Raw genomic sequence first — 16,782 nt, 5'->3', positions numbered from 1 at the left:
CACCCAGCTCACCCACGAGGGGACGGCCGCACATGACCTGGCTGATCACCGGCGGCGCCGGCTACATCGGGGCGCACGTCGTCCGCGCGATGCTCGACGCGGGCGAACAGGCCGTGGTCTACGACGACTTGTCCACGGGGATCGCGGAGCGGGTGCCTTCCGGTGTCCAGCTGGTGGTCGGCTCGACCCTGGACGCCGAACTCCTGGCCCGCACGATCGAGGAACACTCCGTCACCGGCGTCGTACACCTGGCGGCGAAGAAGCAGGTCGGCGAGTCGGTGGAACTGCCCCTGCACTACTACCGGGAGAACGTCGAGGGTCTGCGGGTGCTGCTGGAGGCGGTCACCGCCGCGTCGGTCCCGTCCTTCGTCTTCTCGTCGTCGGCCGCGGTGTACGGCATGCCGGATGTGGACCTGGTGACGGAGGAGACGCCGTGCCTGCCGATGAGCCCGTACGGCGAGACGAAGCTGGCGGGTGAGTGGCTGGTCCGCGCGACGGGCCGCGCCACCGGTCTGTCCACCGCGTCCCTGCGCTACTTCAACGTGGCGGGAGCGGCGACGCCCGAACTCGCGGACGTCGGCGTCTTCAACCTCGTCCCCATGGTCTTCGAGAGGCTCACCGATGACGCGCCGCCGCGTATCTTCGGCGACGACTACCCGACCCCCGACGGGACCTGCGTCCGCGACTACATCCACGTGGTGGACCTGGCGGAGGCCCATGTGATCGCGGCCCGCGCCCTGCAGTCGTCCCCGGGAAGGAACCTGACCCTCAACATCGGCCGCGGGGAAGGCGTTTCGGTGCGCGAGATGATCGACCGGATCAACGCGATCACCGGTTACGACCGCCCCCCGGTGACCGCTCCCCGCCGTCCCGGCGACCCGGCCCGCGTGGTGGCCTCGGCCGACCGCATCGCCGTGGAACTGGGCTGGAAGGCGAAGTACGACGTCCAGGACATGATCACGTCGGCGTGGGCGGGGTGGGTGCGGCTGCATCCGGAGGCCGCGCGCGACTAGACACTCACTACCAAGCTGCTCAGCTGCGGGAAGGTGACGCCGGTCAGCTGCTCCGAGGCCGCCCACAGGCGGACGGCGGACTCCGGGTCGCTGGCCGCGGCCGAGCGGCCGACGAGGGCCGGTCCGCCGCGCATCTCGGCGAAACCGTCCGGTCCGAGGTAGCTGGCGCCGGGCAGGTCCTGCGTGGCGGCGTACAGCGTGGGCAGGGCGCCGGCCGTGTTGTCCTGGGCGATGAAGCGGTTGCCCACCGCCATGAAGGCGCGCCGCACGGCGCTTCCGTCATGGCTCTGGAGCTGGGTGGCGGCCCAGCCGGGGTGCGCGGCGAGGGCCCGCACGGACGATCCCTCGGCGGCCAGCCGGCTCTGCAGCTCCAGGGTGAAGAGCAGGTTGGCGAGCTTGGACTGGCTGTAGGCGACCGTGGGTGAGTACTCGCCGGTCAGATTCAGGTTGTCGAAGTGCATGTGGGGGCTGCCGGGGAACCGGTGGGACCCGGAGGACACGGTGACCACGCGGTCGGTGACGTACGGCAGCAGCAGGTTGGTCAGGGCGAAGTGCCCCAGGTGGTTCGTCCCGAACTGCATCTCGAAGCCGTCCTTGGTGCTGGCCTCGGGGATGTTCATGACGCCGGCGTTGTTGATCAGCAGGTCCAGGTCGCCCTGCCAGGACTCGGCGAACTCCCGCACCGAGGCGAGATCCGCGAGGTCGAGGCGGCGCACCTCGACGGTGCCCTTGGCGCCCTGGACGGTGCGGGCGGCGTCCTCGCCACGCTTCACGTCCCGTACGGCGAGTACGACGTGCGCGCCCGCACGGGCCAGGGCGTCGACGGTGGCGATACCGAGCCCGCTGTTGGCGCCGGTGACGACGGCGGTACGGCCGGTCTGGTCGACGATGTCGCTTGCGTTCCACGTCTGCTTGGTAGCCATGACTCTGAATGTAGGCGTCGACAACAATGCTGTCAACGCCAACAATGCTGCCAATGCCAACAATGATGACGTCGACAACAATGTAGCCAGCGTTCACATGGCCACTACACTGAGGGCCATGCAGACTCGCCAAACACGCCGCTACCACCACGGAGACCTACGCGCCGCCCTGCTGACCCGCGCCGAGGAGACGCTCAGGGAGAAGGGCCCCGCCGCCCTGTCCCTGCGCGAACTGGCCCGCGACCTGGGCGTCAGCCATGCCGCGCCGAGCCGTCACTTCAAGGACAAGCAGGCTCTGCTGGACGCGCTGGCCCTGGTCGGTTTCGAGCGCTTCGGCGAGACGCTGGCCGCGTCACAGGAGACGGCGGACGAGACCTTCGCCGACCGCCTCGGCGCCCTGGCCCGCTCCTACGTCGGCTTCGCCACCGCCAACGCGGAACTCCTCGACCTCATGTTCTCGATCAAGCACGACCCGGCGGCCTCCGCGGCCCTGGTCGCCGCCTCCCAGAACATGGGCGTACTGGCCACCCGCCTCATCGAGGAAGGCCAGCGCCGCGGCGAGGTCCGCGAGGGCCCCATCGAAAGCATCGCCCTCCCCCTCTTCACCACCCTCCACGGCTACGCCAGCATCGCCGTAAGCGGCACACTCCCCACCGAAACCCCGGACGTGGACCTGGAGAACGTAATCGCCTTCACCCTCAGGGGCAGCGCCCCGGACACTCCCCGGCCGGGCGGGCGCCCGCCAAAGCCCTGAGCGAACAGACCCCGCAGCCCTGTCCGCCGTCCCTAGCGTCGGCGGCATGGGATCCGATACGGGCACGACCGCGGGCGTGGGGACCAGGGCGACAGCGACCTACGACGAACACGCCGACTGGTACAACGAGTTCATGTCGGCCGGCAGGGCCGGTGAGTACATCCAGCGGGTGCACGCCACGCTTGAGGATCTGCTGGGTGCCGGTGAGGGGACGTGCCTGGACGTCTGCTGTGGGACGGGGGCTCACGCGTCCGTGCTGGGCGGGCTGGGGTGGGCGCCGGTGGGGGTGGATCTGTCGGGTGGTCAACTCCGGCATGCGGTGGGCAGGTTGCCCGTCGTCAGGGCTGACTCGACGGCGCTTCCGTTCGCGGATGGCTCGCTGCCCGCCGCCGTCTGCGTCCTGGCTCATACCGACGTGCCCGACTACGCGGCCGTTCTGCGCGAGATCGCCCGCGTTCTGCGGCCCGGCGGACAGTTCGTGCATCTGGGCGTACACCCCTGCTACATCGGCGCGTTCGCCGACTGGAGCGACCGGCCGAGGATCGTCGTCGACGAACGGTACGCCGACCGCTCCCGCTCCTTCGACGCGTGGAACCCCGCGGGGGTCCGTGCCCGGGTCGGCGCCTGGCACCTCCCCCTGGGGGACCTCCTCAACGCCACCACGACAGCCGGCCTGCGCCTGGTGCGCACCGTCGAGGCAGGCCCCGGCGGCATCCCTGACCTGTTCGGATTCCTCTCCGTGAAGCTCACAACTCCCTGTTGAGATACGCCAGTACGGCCAGCACCCTCCGGTGTCCGCTGTCGCTCGGTGGCAGGCCCAGTTTCAGGAACACGTTGCCGATGTGTTTGCTGACCGAGCGTTCCGTGACGACGAGGGTCTTGGCGATGGTGGCGTTGTCGTGGCCCTCGGCCATCAGCTCGAGGACCTCGCGTTCGCGGGGGGTCAGGGAGTCGAGGGGCGAGTCGCGGCGGCGGGTGAGGAGTTCGGTGACGACCTCGGGGTCGAGAGCCGTGCCTCCGGCGGCGACCCGTTCCAGGGCGTCAAGGAACTCGTCGACCCGGCCCACCCGGTCCTTGAGCAGGTAGCCGACCCCGCTCGCACCACCGCCGAGCAACTCGGCGGCGTACGACTCCTCGACGTACTGGGAGAGCACGAGCACCGGCAGCCCGGGGATCTCCTTACGGGCGGCGAGCGCCGCGCGCAGGCCCTCGTCGCGGAAGCCCGGCGGCATCCGGACGTCGAGGACGGCGACGTCCGGCCGGTGTTCGAGGAGGGCGGGCAGCACCTCGGGCCCGCTGCCGGCCACCGCCACGACCTCATGGCCGGAGGAGGTGAGCAGCAGCACGAGCCCCTCCCGCAGCAGGGCGTTGTCCTCCGCAATCACCACACGCACGGCAGCTCCACTTCGATCACGGTCGGCCCCCCGGCGGGGCTGGTCACCAGCAAGGTCCCATCGAGCGCGGCGACGCGGCGCCGCATGCCGAGCAGCCCGGAACCGCCCGCCTCATCGGCCCCGCCACGCCCTTCGTCCCGTACGACAACCCTCAACCCCGCAGGCAGCCGCACCAGTTGGACCGACGCCCGCTCCGCCCCGCTGTGCTTCGCCGCGTTCGTGAGGGCCTCGGCCACGACGAAGTACGCGGCCGCCTCGACCGCCGCCGGCGGCCGCGGCCCGTTCTCCGCACCGCCCGCGTGACGGTCCTCAAGGCCGTCCACCCATACGGTGACATCGAGCCCGCTGCTCGCGGCCAGCGCCCGTACCGCCCCCGCCAGACCCCGGTCGGTGAGGATCGGCGGATGGATGCCGCGTACGACGTGGCGCAGCTCGGTCAGGGCCTCCTCGGCCTGGTCCTGGGCGTCGTCGAGCAGCTTGCGCGCGGCCTCCGGGTCGCGTTCGTACGCCCGTTTCGCCAGCCCGATCCGCATCGACAGCGCGACAAGGCGCGCCTGCGTACCGTCGTGCAAGTCCCGTTCGATACGGCGTAGTTCGGCACCGTGCGCGGCGATCGCACCCGCCCGGGTCTCGGTCAGCTCCTCGACCCGCTCGACGAGCCGCGCCTTCGGCGAGGGCTTGAGGAGGGCGGTCGACCAGGCCGCGTCGAGGTCCGCGACACGGCTGATCAACGGGAGTACGACCGCCTCCCGGCCCAGCAGCCCCTGCCACACGCCGTCGACGAGCAGACCGACGAGCCACAACGGCACTGCCAGGAACCCGAGGCAGCCGTACCCGTAGTACGCGACCATCCAGCGGAGATCGGCATGCGTGCCGGGGTCGCGGACCGCCGTGCGCAGCCGCTCGCGCAGCGGGCCCTCGATGGGCAGATACGCCTCGGGGATCTCCCGGCCCGACCACGCGGCCACCGCGCGTCGCTTGGCCCCGGCCATACGCCGTATCAGCAGCACGGTCTCCGGCAGCAGCCCGGCACCGACCACGGCGAGCGTGGCGACGGCCGTGATCAGCAGCACGGTGATGAAGATGATCGAGAAGAAGGCCAGCACGACAGCCCCGGCCAGCTGGACCGTGGCCCGGGCCGCCTGCCGCACCGTGTTCCGCATGGTGATCAGGTTAGGCGACCGCCCCGGGCACGGGCCCTCGCGGATCTCCTCCGCCCGCCGTGGTGTAGCCCGCTACACCACCACTTCGGGAGCGCACTCCCTCGAAGCGCCGAGCGGACGACGGGATCGTTGAACTCAGTCGGTCCCCGGGTCCCTGGGGTTCAGGGCCCCCCGAAGCGAAGGAAACCCGTCATGAAGTCGCTGCTCTCCTCGAAGCCCGTCCTGTGGTTCCTGTTCCTGTTCAACCTCGCCGTCGCCGCGCTCGCCCCCTTCGCCGTGGACGGCTCGCAGGGGATCATGACCGCCGTCGGCATGGGCGTCGTCTCACTGGGAGCGGGCGTCAGCCTGGTCCGGGGTCGTGGTCAGCAGCGAGCCTGACGGCTCAGCGACCGTCACAGCGCCTTGAGCGCCGCCGCCGTGGCCCGGGCCAGACTCGCCAGATACCCCTTCGGCAGCTTCGGGCCCCGGACCACCACGGCCCGCCAGTACAGCGGCCCGGACATCAGGTCGAGCGCGAGGTCGAGGCTGATTCCCTCGCGGACCTCTCCCCGGGCGGCGGCCGCCGCGACGATCCCGTTCGCGACGCCCTGCTGACCCTCGCGCAGGGCCTTCTGCATGGCGTCGGCGATCTCGGGGTTGCGGGCCGCCTCGGCCTGCAGGTCGGGGATGATCTGGCCGGCGACCGGGTGGCGCAGCGCGCGGGACGTGACCTCGTACAGCAGCCGCAGGTCGCCCTCGAGGGAGCCGGTGTCCGGCGCGGGCAGGCCCTGGACCGCGACGGCCGAGACCAGGTCGAGGACGAGGTGGAGTTTCGAGCGCCAGCGGCGGTACACCGCCGTCTTGCCCACGCCCGCGCGGCGCGCGATGCCCTCGATGGACATCCGGGCGTAGCCGACGGCCGCGAGCTCCTCGAAGACGGCGAGACGGATGGCTTCCGTCACATCTTCCCGGAGGACGGCCGCCCCGGCGGGAGCCCGGCGGCGCGGGACCTTACCCGGAACGGTCCCGGCCCCGGGCCCGGTTCCGGACCGCTTTCCGCCCTTCGCCGCAGCCCCGGCACCGGTCACGGCCCCGGTCACGGTGCCGTTCATGGTCCCGGTGGCGTCGGCGTTCGTCGTCATGCGCTCCAGCATAGGGCGTTACGACGAAACGGTTGCGTTCCGACGTGGAAAAGGCCTACTCTCACGTTGCGACGATACGGTCCCGTCCCGACGTAAGAAGACGGTAAAGACGGCGTATGAACAGGTCAAGGACGGAACCGAGCGACTCGCACCCCACCCCCCGAGCGAAAGCAGCGGATGTGAGCCAGGTCCTCGACACACCGCCCCCGACGTCGGTCTCCCCCACCCGCGAGACCACCGCCGGCCAGACCGCCGACGAGTCCGCCGAGGCGCTCGCCGCCCGGTACGGCCTCACCGTCAGCGGTGCCCGCCCCACGCTGCCCGAGTACATCCGCCAGCTGTGGGCGCGGCGCCACTTCATCACCGCCTTCGCCACCGCGAGGCTCACCGCCCAGTACAGCCAGGCGAAGCTCGGCCAGCTCTGGCAAGTGGCGACCCCGCTGTTGAACGCGGCGGTCTACTACTTCATCTTCGGCATCCTGATGGGCACCAGTAAGGGGATCCCCGACTACATCCCGTTCCTGGTCACCGGCGTCTTCGTGTGGACCTTCACGCAGAGTTCGATCATGGCGGGGACCCGGGCGATCTCCGGCAGCCTCGGGCTCGTACGGGCCCTGCACTTCCCGCGGGCCGCGCTGCCGGTGTCGTACTGCCTCCAGCAGCTCCAGCAGCTGCTGTTCTCGATGTGCGCGCTGGTCGTGATCCTGCTCGCCTTCGGTGTGCCGGTCAGCATGTCCTGGCTGCTCGTCATCCCCGCCCTCACGCTCCAGTTCGTCTTCAACGCGGGCGTGGCGATGGTCATGGCCCGGATGGGCGCGAAGTTCCCCGACATCTCGCAGCTCATGCCGTTCCTGCTGCGCACCTGGATGTACATCTCGGGCGTCATGTGGAGCATCGAGCACGTCCTGAGGCACCAGGACCTGCCCGGCTGGGTCCTGGTCGCGCTGCAGTCCAACCCCGCCGCCGTCTACATCGACCTGATGCGGTTCGCGCTGATCGACAGCTTCCACGCCAGTCAGCTGCCGCCCCACGTGTGGGCGGTCGCGACGGGCTGGTCGCTGCTCGCCGGCGTGGGCGGTTTCCTGTACTTCTGGAAGGCTGAGGAGACGTACGGCCGTGGCTGACATCATCACGAAGAGCACCCCTGAGACCGCCCCCGTGGACACCCCCGGCGAGCTGGTCCCCACGGTCATCGTCGACCAGGTCGACATCGTCTACCGCGTCAACGGCACCGGCGGCGGCCGCGGTTCCGCCACCGCCGCCCTCAACCGCATCATGCGCCGCGAGAAGTCCGAGAAGGCGTCCGGTGTCCGCAAGGTGCACGCCGTCAAGAACGTCTCCTTCACGGCGTACCGTGGCGAGGCCATCGGCCTGATCGGCACCAACGGCTCCGGCAAGTCCACGCTGCTCAAGGCGTGCGCGGGTCTGCTCCCGGTGGAGAACGGCAGGATCTACACCGACGGCCAGCCCTCGCTCCTCGGCGTCAACGCGGCCCTGATGGGCGACCTCACGGGCGAGCGCAACGTCTACCTCGGCGGCCTCGCGATGGGCATGTCCAAGGAGCAGGTGCGCGAGCGCTACCAGGAGATCGTCGACTTCTCCGGCATCAACGAGAAGGGCGACTTCATCACGCTCCCCATGCGGACGTACTCGTCCGGCATGTCGGCCCGTCTCCGGTTCTCCATCGCCGCCGCCAAGGACCACGACGTCCTGATGATCGACGAGGCCCTGGCGACGGGAGATCGCTCCTTCCAGAAGCGCTCCGAGGCTCGCATCCGGGAGCTGCGGAAGACTGCCGGCACCGTCTTCCTGGTGAGCCACAACAACAAGTCGATCCGGGACACGTGTGACCGGGTGCTGTGGCTGGAGCGGGGGGAACTCCGCCTGGACGGACCCACGGAGGACGTCCTCAAGGAGTACGAGAAGTTCACGGGCAAGTAGAGCCCGGCGCTCGGCAGGAAAAAAGGGGGCGCCCCCGGCCGTAAAGGCCAGGGGCGCCCCCAACTGCGTACGGGCTACGAATGCGTCCGCAACAGCGTCCGCATCGTCCGCATCGCCACCGACAGATTCGCCAGGTCGAACGCGTCCGAGCTGCGGATCTCCTCCAGCGTGGTGCGGGCCCGGCCGAGGATCGCCGCGTTCCGCTCCTCCCAGGCCTTGAAGCGCTGCTCGGGAGTGGAGCTTCCGTTGCCGACCGAGAGGACGTCGGCGACGAGCGCCGCGTGGGCCGCGTACAGGTCCTCGCGGATGGAGGCGCGGGCCATGGACTGCCAGCGGTCGGCGCGCGGGAGCTCGATGATGCGGTCCATCAGCTGGGTGATGCCGAGTCGGTCGGCGAGGTCGTAGTAGACCTCGGCGACGCCCATCGGGTCCTTGCCCGTGCGGTCGGCCACCGCGACGATGTCCAGCGTCGGGAAGGCCGAGGAGAACCCGGCCACCCGCGTGGCGAGTTCGTCCGGGACGCCCGCGCCCGACAGCTCGTCGTAGATCTGCTGATACCACTCCAGATCCGCGCCGCGCAGCAGCTTGGGCAGCTCGGACCAGACCTGCTCGACCCCGTCGCTGAAGAAGCCGATCGTCTCGGCGAGCTGGAGCGGCTGCGGCCGGTTGTTGAGCAACCAGCGTGTGCCGCGCTCGACGAGCCGGCGCGAGTGGAGCCGGATCCGGGTCTGGACATCGGCGGCGACGACATTGTCGAGCGCCTCCACCGAGTCCCACACCTTGCTCGACTCGAAGATCGCGCGGGCCGCGGTCTGCGCCCGGACGATCTCCTCGAGCGAGGCGCCGGTCTCCTCACGGAGGCGGTGCAGGAAGCTCGTACCGCCCGTGTTGACCGTGTCGTTGACCAGGACGGTCGTCACGATCTCGCGGCGCAGCGCGTGCCCGTCGATCTGCTCGCGGAACTTCTCGCGCAGCGCGGTCGGGAAGTACGCGTGCAACAGGCGCTGGAGGTACGGGTCGTCGGGCAGCGAGGTGGCGAGCAGCGCGTCGGAGACCGTGATCTTCGTGTACGCGAGGAGGACGGCCGTCTCCGGACCGGTCAGCCCCTGCCCGGAGTTGAGCCGCTCACGGATCTGCCGGTCGGTGGGCAGGAACTCCAGGGCCCGGTCGAGGTGGCCCTCCCTGACCAGGGTGCGCATGAAGCGCTGCTGGGCGTGGAGCATGTCGGGCGACTGGGCCAGCGCGTTGGCGATCGCCACGTTCTGCGCGTAGTTGTTGCGCAGGACCAGGGCGCCGACCTCTTCGGTCATCTCCGCGAGCTGCTTGTTGCGCTGCTTGACGGTCAGGTCGCCGTTGGCCACCGTCGCGTTGAGCAGGATCTTGATGTTCACCTCGTGGTCGGAGGTGTCCACGCCCGCGCTGTTGTCGATGGCATCGGTGTTGATCTTGCCGCCGTGCTGGGCGAACTCGATCCGGCCGAGCTGGGTGAGCCCCAGGTTGCCGCCCTCGCCGACGACCTTGACCCGCAGGTCGGCGCCGTCCACGCGGATCGCGTCGTTGGCCTTGTCGCCGACGTCCGCGTGCGTCTCGGTGGACGCCTTCACGTACGTACCGATGCCGCCGTTCCACAGCAGGTCGACCTGCGCCTTCAGGATCGCCTTCATCAGGTCGGCCGGGGTCATCTTGGCGACGCCGGACTCGATGCCGAGGGCCTCACGGATGTGCGCGTTGATCGGGATGGCCTTGGCGGTACGCGGGAAGATGCCGCCGCCGGACGAGATCAACTCGCTGTTGTAGTCGGCCCACGAGGAGCGCGGCAGCTCGAAGAGACGGCGCCGCTCGGCGTACGAGGTCTCGGCGTCCGGCTTCGGGTCGAGGAAGATGTGCCGGTGGTCGAAGGCCGCGACCAGCCGGATGTGCTCGCTGAGCAGCATGCCGTTGCCGAACACGTCACCGGACATGTCACCGACGCCGACCACGGTGAAGTCCTGGGTCTGGGTGTTCACGCCCAGCTCCCGGAAGTGCCGCTTCACGGACTCCCAGGCACCGCGCGCGGTGATGCCCATCTTCTTGTGGTCGTAACCGGCCGAGCCGCCGGAGGCGAAGGCGTCGCCGAGCCAGAAGTTGTAGCTCTCCGCGACCCCGTTGGCGATGTCCGAGAACGTCGCGGTGCCCTTGTCGGCGGCGACCACGAGGTAGGTGTCGTCCTCGTCGTGCCGTACGACGTCCGCGGGCGGGACGACCTCACCGGCCACCATGTTGTCGGTGATGTCGAGCAGCGCGGAGATGAAGGTCTTGTAGCTGCGGATGCCCTCGGCGAGCCAGGCGTCGCGGTCCACGGACGGGTCGGGCAGCTGCTTGGCGACGAAGCCGCCCTTGGCGCCGACCGGCACGATGACGGTGTTCTTGACCATCTGCGCCTTGACCAGGCCGAGGATCTCCGTCCGGAAGTCCTCCTTCCGGTCGGACCAGCGCAGCCCGCCGCGCGCGACCTTGCCGAACCGCAGGTGCACGCCTTCGACGCGCGGCGAGTACACCCAGATCTCGTACGCCGGCCGAGGCGCCGGCAGATCGGGGATGGCCTGCGGGTCGAACTTCATGGAGACGTACTCGTGGGGCTTCGCGCCCAGCGCCTCCTGGAAGAAGTTCGTACGCAGGGTCGCCTTGATGACGGTGAGGAAGGACCGCAGGATCCGGTCCTCGTCCAGGCTGGCCACCTGGTCGAGAGCGGCGTCCAGTTCCTCGAGGAGGGCGTCGGTCAGCTCGACACCGGCGCGCTGCCGGTCGGGCGACATCCGCGCCTCGAAGAGCGAGACGAGCAGCCGGGTGGTGTGGACGTTGTTGCGGAGGGTGTCCTCCATGTAGTCCTGGCTGAAGGTCGAGCCGGCCTGGCGCAGGTACTTGGCGTACGCGCGCAGCACCATCGCCTGCCGCCAGTTGAGCCCGGCGCTCAGCACGAGGGCGTTGAAGCCGTCGTTCTCGGCCGCGCCGGTCCAGGTGGCGGCGAAGGCCTGCTGGAACCGCTCGCGGCCGTCGTCACCGAGGTAGTCGCCGTTGCCGTTCAGGGACTTGGGCAGCCGCAGCCCGAAGTCGTAGATCCAGGCGGTCGTACGGTCCGAGCAGCGCAGCTCGTACGGACGCTCGTCGGTGACCTCGACACCCATGCGGTTGATCGCGGGGAGGACCGCGGAGAGCGAGACCTGCTCGCCGGTGCGGTAGATCTTGAAGCGGCGCTCGCCGGGGCCCGCGCCCACCGGCTCGTACAGACTGAGCGCGAAGTCCTTGGTGTCGTCCCTGGTCAGCCTCTCGAGGTGGACCAGGTCGGCGACGGCGGCGCGCGGGTTGTGGTCCGCCTTGTACCCCTCGGGGAAGGCACCCCCGTACCGGCGCAGCAACTCGGCGGCGCGCTCCTCGCCGAACTCGGCGGTCAGCGCCTCCCCGAAGCCGTCGGCCCAGGAGCGGGCGGCCTCGACGAGCCTGGCCTCGATGCGTTCCTTGTCGGCGTCGGACAGCTGCGGCAGCTCGGTGCCCGGCTCGACACGGACCACGAAGTGCAGCCGGGAGAGGATCGACTCGGTGTTCCAGGCCGTGAAGTCGACGCTGGTGCCGTTGAGCTCTTCCTTGAGGATGTCGATGATCCGCAGGCGTACGCCGGTGGTGTAGCGGTCGCGCGGGAGGTAGACGAGGGCGGAGTAGTAGCGCCCGTACTCGTCCTGGCGCAGGTAGAGCCGCAGCCTGCGCCGCTCCTGGAGGTACAGGACGGAGGTGACGATGGACCGCAGCTCGTCCGCGGGCGTCTGGAACAGCTCGTCGCGCGGGTACGTCTCCAGGATCTGGAGCAGGTCGCGCCCGTCGTGGCTGTTGGGCGAGAACCCGGCGCCGCGCAGGACTTCCGCGACCTTGCGGCGCACCACGGGAACCCGCCGCACGGACTCGGTGTACGCGGCCGAGGAGAAGAGCCCGAGGAAGCGCCGCTCACCGATCACATTGCCTTCGGCGTCGAACTTCTTCACACCGACGTAGTCGAGGTACGACGGCCGGTGCACGGTGGACCGGCTGTTGGCCTTGGTCAGCACCAGCAGCTTGTGCTCGCGGGCCTTGGCGCGGGCGTCGGCGGGCAGCCGCTCGAAGGACGGGCTGACCGGGTGGCTGTCCTCGCCGCTGTGGTGCGGGTCGGAGCGCAGGATGCCGAGCCCGGTGCCGGCCACGGCGGCGAGCGAGTCGTCGTCCCGCAGCTCGTACTCGCGGTATCCCAGGAAGGTGAAGTGGTCGTCCGCGAGCCAGCGCAGCAGCTCCCGGGCCTCCTCGACCTCCTGGTCGCGCAGGTCGTCCGCGGTCGGCTCCTTGGGCAGCTCCTCCGCGATGCGCAGCGCGGCGTCGCGCATCTTCTCCCAGTCCTCGACGGTCTCGCGGACGTCGGAGAGAACGCGCAGCAGATCGGCGGTCATCTGCTTCAGATCCGCGCGGTCGGTCTCGCGGTCGACCTCGACATGGATCCAGGACTCGACGGCGGCGTCGTGCGGGAGCTCGCCGGTGGGCCGCGTCGGCAGCACCTCGATGAGCTTGCCGGTGAGGTCACGCCGTACGACGACCTGCGGGTGGATGACAAGGTGGATGCCGCGCCCTTGGCGCGAAAGCTCGTTGGTGACCGAGTCGACGAGGAAGGGCATGTCGTCGGTCACGACCTCGACGACGGAGTGGCTGCAGGTCCAGCCGTTCTCGTCGACGGTCGGGGTGTGCACCCGCACGTTGGCCGTGCCCTGGGGGCGGTTCTCGGCCAGGCGGTAGTGCGAGAAAGCGGCTCCGAAGATGTCGACCGGGTCGCGGTCGGTCAGGTCCTCCGCTGCGGTGTGCAGGTAGTACCGCTGGAGGAACGCGAGCACGGTGTCCCGGTCGGGGGTGCCCTCGCCCGTCGTCCCAGTCGGTAGGTGCCCCCCGACCGGGCTGTTCTCAGCTACCCGGGCGGCCCGTTCGAGCAGCTCGGCCTTGGCTTCGTCCAGCTTGGTCTGCATTGTCCTCTGGCTCCTGTCGCGCGCCGTTGCGTGACGTTGAAGGAAGTACGGTCTCTTCTCCGACGTAACGTCTTGACGCGGGGTGTCCGGTCTGGTTCGACGCTATGCCGCACGGAGAGATGAGCGGGGGGTTATCGGCCATTCTCGGCACCCGCGGCGACTGTGACGCTGCTCTCGGCACCGCCTGTGCCTCGGGTGCCCCAGGCGCTGCCTCGGGTGCCCTCGGCGCTGTGGATGTCGCTCCGGGTGTCCGTGCTGCCCTTGACTCCCCGACCCGCCTGCGAAGATCAGCGACCGCCGCCCGGTCACGGATGTCGTCCGTGCTCTCCGGGCGCGGGGCAGGGGCGTCAATGCCCCCGCGAGATATCGCGCTGATCACGCCACCAGGCTATCGCTCCCCACCCGGGGGTCGTCATGAGCCGTATGTGTACAAAAGCAGGGGTCGAACTTTGACACTCTGCACAGGGACGAAAGGGGCGGGGGCGTGCAGTGCGGGCGGATTCCCTGCCGGCCGGGCCCTTGGGGAGGCAGGTTCGCCACTGGCCCCGGGCCCTTGGGGAGGCAGGTTCGCCACTGGCCCCGGCTCCTTTGGGAGGCAGGTTCCCCACTGACCCCGGCCCTTGGGTAGGCGGCTGCCCCGCCGACGAGGGCAGCCGCCGTGACACCGCCCGGGGCGGAACGGCAGGGCGCCTGCCATGCCAGCCAGGGCCCGCAGGGACCGGACCCAACACTGCCGACACCCAACCGCTCTCGGAGGATCCCTCACCCCATCCCCAGCGGGCGGCGCCCATGGAGATGTGCGACGACCGCGTCCAGCGGCTCCATGCCGGACTGCTCCGGCAGTTCGCGTACCGCGGCAAGCGTCGGCGGTATCAGCTCCGGGTCGCGCAGCGCCGACAGCCAGGCAAGTCACACCCCGCCGGGGAACCCCTCCCCGAATCCGGCCGCCGCCCGAAGCGCCGTACGGCTCTGCGGAGCGTTAACGGCTTCGCATCAAGTCGGTCAGGCCGCCAGCCGCTCGGCCTCCACGACCGCTTCCGCCAGGCTGTCCACCACGGGCACGCCCACCTCCTCCAGGCTGGCGCGGCCGTGCGAACCGCCGGTGTAGAGGACCGCCTGCGCACCAACGTGCCGGGCGGCTATCGCGTCGTCGGCCGCGTCACCTATCACCACCACACGGGCCGGCTCCACGCCGGCGAGCACGCCCAGGTGCCGCACCATGTGCTCGGCCTTGCTGCCGCCGGAGGGCCCGGTCCGCCCGTCGACACGCATGAAGTGCGGCTCGATCCCGAACCCCCGTACCAGCGGGACCAGTTCGTCATGCCCGTACATGCTGAGGATCGACTGGCTGTGCCCCGCCGACCCCCACTCGGCCAGGAGTGTCGGCACACCCTCGGTGAGCTCGCACCCTGTCCGGTGCTCCGCGTAGTACCGATGGAAGGTCTCGTCCATGACCTGCCACTCGGCGTCGGTCGGCAGCCGCCCCATCAACCGCTCATAGAACCTCGGTACCGGAACGCAGTACAACGCCCTGTACCGCTCCATGGTGATCGGCTCAAGCCCCAGCTCGGCGAACGCCGCATTCGTCGCCCCGATGATCGCGGCATTGTCATGGAACAGAGTCCCGTTCCAGTCCCACACAATGTGCGCTGCTCCGTACTTCCCCATACACAAGAAAATACCCGCCCCCACTGACACCCATCCGTCATAGCTGCGGGCATGCGTGCGCTCCGCAACCGCCCCAGCTGTGGGCATGCGTGCCGCTAGGGGCGGCACGGGTGGGCACAGCGGCACCCCGCAAGCGCCGGGCTCCGCGACCCACCCCGACCCCAGCCCCAACGCCGGGCACCGAACCCAGCGAACCGACCCCTCAGTCCCCCAACCCCACCAGGTTGGGAATCTCCTGCGTGGCGAACCACAACAACTCGTGATCCTCAGCCCCGTCCACGACGAACTGAGCGTCATCGTCCCCGTGATCAGCCGCCCCCAGCGCCTCCACGGCAGCAGCGACATCACCCTCCGCATCCGCAAGATCGACATGCACAGCGGCCGCCTTGGCCAAAGGCACAGCCCCAGAAACCCGAACCTCACCGAGCGCCCCGGGATCCAGCCCCCGATCGGGATCCCCGACCGCGTCCCGGTCGGCCACATCAACCGCGACGACCACCCGCCGCCGCACAGCCCCCGGATCAACCGCCAGCAACCGCAGCGACGCCACAGCCGCACGGTTCAGCGCCGCGTACTCGAGCTCCTCGATGTCGTCGGAGAGATACCACTCCCGCAACGCGGGCGTGACGGCGTAGGCGACGAACGGTCCCGCCCCCAGCTCCCCCGTCTTGTACGCCTCGGCGAGACCGGAGAGGGTCAGGGGGACGTAGACGCGCATGGCTGGCCACTTTCGTAGTCGGGGGGTCTCGTGGTCGGAGGGCTCCGGGAAGGGCGGTCCCGCGCCTCCCGGGAGGGCTTCAGGATACGTGCGGGCGTCCCCTTTCGAGTCCCCGACCGCACCCTCCGAGGCGTCCACCCCGGGCCCGCGATTCACCCGGTACACCCCGGCCCCGCCAAGCCTCCCGCACCCCCCGGCCACCCTGATGAGTGAACTTTCCGGCGGCCCCGACGCGCACCCCGCGTCCTTGCGAAGGCCCGCCCCCGCCTCGTACAAGATCCCCAACGCAAAAGTTACTGCCCGGTATCAAACCGGGCCCGTCGAGCGGGGACCACGCATGAACAAGGTGATGACCAGGACGACGCGCCACCCGGGCACCCGCCCGCCCGGCCGCCAGGACTCCCGCCGCCCCGGCAGCACCCCACCCCGCACACCGGGCGGAGGCACCCCTCGTACGACCCCGGGAGGCAGCCCACCCACGACGTCCCCCGGCGGAGGCGCATCCCGCACCGCACGACCCGCGAACCGCCCGCCGACGGCACCGCCCACAACCCGCCCCCCAACGGCGTCGGCCGGAGCCACGACCCTCACCGCGCCCCCTGAGGCCCCACCCGGGCCGGTCCCAGCTCAGGCCCCCCACAGGCCCGCTCCCCGCCCCCGTCCCACCGACCTCTTCGCCGACCTCCTGCTCGCCGTACTGAGCGGTCAGCGCCCCGTCCACTGCATGCTGCGCCACACCGCGGGCCGCGCCTACGACGAACTGGCCTGGCTCGCCGAACGCGGCCTGCTGCGCACCCGCGGCACCCGCCCGGTCGTCCGCGACATCGGCTACTACGTGCCCCGCCCCGGCGCGATCGAGGCCTTCGCCCGCATCGGCGCCGGCGACCAGCTCCGCGCCATGGCCTTCCGCCTGGAGCAGGCCGCCGACCTCCGCTGGCGCTGCACGGCGGTCGAACTGGGCGGCCCCCGCATGCCGCACACGAACGACGACTGAGCCCCGGGCCACCTCGCACGCGACGCAACAGGCAACGCGAAGGGCCGGGCACCCAAAGGTGCCCGGCCCTTCAGCCGAACT

General features: G+C 70.3%; 14 protein-coding genes and 1 pseudogene. 7 read left to right on the top strand and 8 right to left on the bottom strand.

The window, feature by feature from the left end:
• Window positions 1–32 precede the first annotated feature (32 nt).
• The gene (gene galE / locus OG246_RS13835; RefSeq protein ID WP_266460767.1) at window positions 33–1,013 is read left to right on the top strand and encodes a UDP-glucose 4-epimerase GalE; all 981 of its coding nucleotides are present in this window, start codon (window positions 33–35) and stop codon (window positions 1,011–1,013) included.
• Here galE and OG246_RS13830 read toward each other — a convergent pair.
• Window positions 1,010–1,936 carry an oxidoreductase gene (locus OG246_RS13830; protein WP_266460764.1) on the bottom strand — a complete coding sequence of 309 codons (927 nt, stop codon included), beginning with the start codon at window positions 1,934–1,936 and terminating at the stop codon, window positions 1,010–1,012. The two genes, galE and OG246_RS13830, sit on opposite strands and share 4 nt — an antisense overlap.
• Before the next feature lie 118 nt (window positions 1,937–2,054).
• Between OG246_RS13830 and OG246_RS13825 the strand changes: the two genes are divergently transcribed.
• Window positions 2,055–2,690 (top strand): TetR/AcrR family transcriptional regulator, encoded by a 636-nt coding sequence (locus OG246_RS13825; protein ID WP_266460762.1) that lies wholly within the window; start codon window positions 2,055–2,057, stop codon window positions 2,688–2,690.
• Window positions 2,691–2,736: 46 nt separating this feature from the next.
• A complete protein-coding gene (locus tag OG246_RS13820) occupies window positions 2,737–3,453 on the top strand; it encodes a class I SAM-dependent methyltransferase (protein ID WP_266460760.1) in 717 nt (238 codons plus the stop codon).
• Here OG246_RS13820 and OG246_RS13815 read toward each other — a convergent pair.
• Window positions 3,437–4,084: a response regulator transcription factor gene (locus OG246_RS13815; protein ID WP_266460757.1), complete on the bottom strand. Its 648-nt coding sequence runs from the start codon at window positions 4,082–4,084 to the stop codon at window positions 3,437–3,439. The genes OG246_RS13820 and OG246_RS13815 overlap by 17 nt on opposite strands.
• Window positions 4,072–5,247 carry a sensor histidine kinase gene (locus OG246_RS13810; RefSeq protein WP_266460755.1) on the bottom strand — a complete coding sequence of 392 codons (1,176 nt, stop codon included), beginning with the start codon at window positions 5,245–5,247 and terminating at the stop codon, window positions 4,072–4,074. Before OG246_RS13810 ends, OG246_RS13815 begins: the two co-directional genes overlap by 13 nt.
• Window positions 5,248–5,439: 192 nt before the next feature.
• Between OG246_RS13810 and OG246_RS13805 the strand changes: the two genes are divergently transcribed.
• The gene (locus OG246_RS13805; protein ID WP_266460753.1) at window positions 5,440–5,625 is read left to right on the top strand and encodes a hypothetical protein; all 186 of its coding nucleotides are present in this window, start codon (window positions 5,440–5,442) and stop codon (window positions 5,623–5,625) included.
• Window positions 5,626–5,639: 14 nt separating this feature from the next.
• Here the strand turns inward: OG246_RS13805 and OG246_RS13800 are convergent, their stop codons facing one another.
• Window positions 5,640–6,368, bottom strand: a complete 729-nt coding sequence (locus OG246_RS13800) for a TetR/AcrR family transcriptional regulator (protein WP_266460751.1) — start codon at window positions 6,366–6,368, stop codon at window positions 5,640–5,642.
• A gap of 179 nt (window positions 6,369–6,547) precedes the next feature.
• Here OG246_RS13800 and OG246_RS13795 point away from each other — a divergent pair, with 179 nt between their 5' ends.
• Entirely contained in the window at window positions 6,548–7,492 is a 945-nt protein-coding gene (locus OG246_RS13795; protein ID WP_266460749.1) for an ABC transporter permease, read from the top strand.
• A 1-nt stretch (window position 7,493) separates the two neighbouring features.
• Window positions 7,494–8,309 (top strand): ABC transporter ATP-binding protein, encoded by an 816-nt coding sequence (locus tag OG246_RS13790; RefSeq protein ID WP_266464193.1) that lies wholly within the window; start codon window positions 7,494–7,496, stop codon window positions 8,307–8,309.
• 74 nt (window positions 8,310–8,383) lie between these two features.
• On the opposite strand, the gene OG246_RS13785 is transcribed toward OG246_RS13790, so the two are convergent.
• From OG246_RS13785 to OG246_RS13770, 4 genes and pseudogenes are all read right to left on the bottom strand, one after another.
• Entirely contained in the window at window positions 8,384–13,321 is a 4,938-nt protein-coding gene (locus OG246_RS13785; RefSeq protein ID WP_266460745.1) for an NAD-glutamate dehydrogenase, read from the bottom strand.
• Between the two features lie 774 nt (window positions 13,322–14,095).
• Window positions 14,096–14,293, bottom strand: a pseudogene (locus OG246_RS13780) (hypothetical protein); the annotation flags it as partial.
• Window positions 14,294–14,323: 30 nt separating this feature from the next.
• On the bottom strand, window positions 14,324–14,989 hold the full coding sequence (locus OG246_RS13775; RefSeq protein WP_266460743.1) for an HAD family hydrolase: 666 nt from the start codon (window positions 14,987–14,989) through the stop codon (window positions 14,324–14,326).
• A 202-nt stretch (window positions 14,990–15,191) separates the two neighbouring features.
• A complete protein-coding gene (locus tag OG246_RS13770) occupies window positions 15,192–15,707 on the bottom strand; it encodes a hypothetical protein (protein ID WP_266460740.1) in 516 nt (171 codons plus the stop codon).
• A gap of 337 nt (window positions 15,708–16,044) precedes the next feature.
• On the opposite strand from OG246_RS13770, the gene OG246_RS13765 reads away from it, so the two are divergent.
• A complete protein-coding gene (locus tag OG246_RS13765; protein WP_266460737.1) occupies window positions 16,045–16,701 on the top strand; it encodes an Rv3235 family protein in 657 nt (218 codons plus the stop codon).
• The last annotated feature ends 81 nt before the right edge of the window (window positions 16,702–16,782 follow it).

Source organism: Streptomyces sp. NBC_00620 (genome assembly GCF_026341825.1).
Taxonomy (GTDB): Bacteria; Actinomycetota; Actinomycetes; order Streptomycetales; family Streptomycetaceae; genus Streptomyces.
Note: the sequence above shows the minus strand (reverse complement) of the source record. Positions and strands in the feature narration are given on the sequence as shown.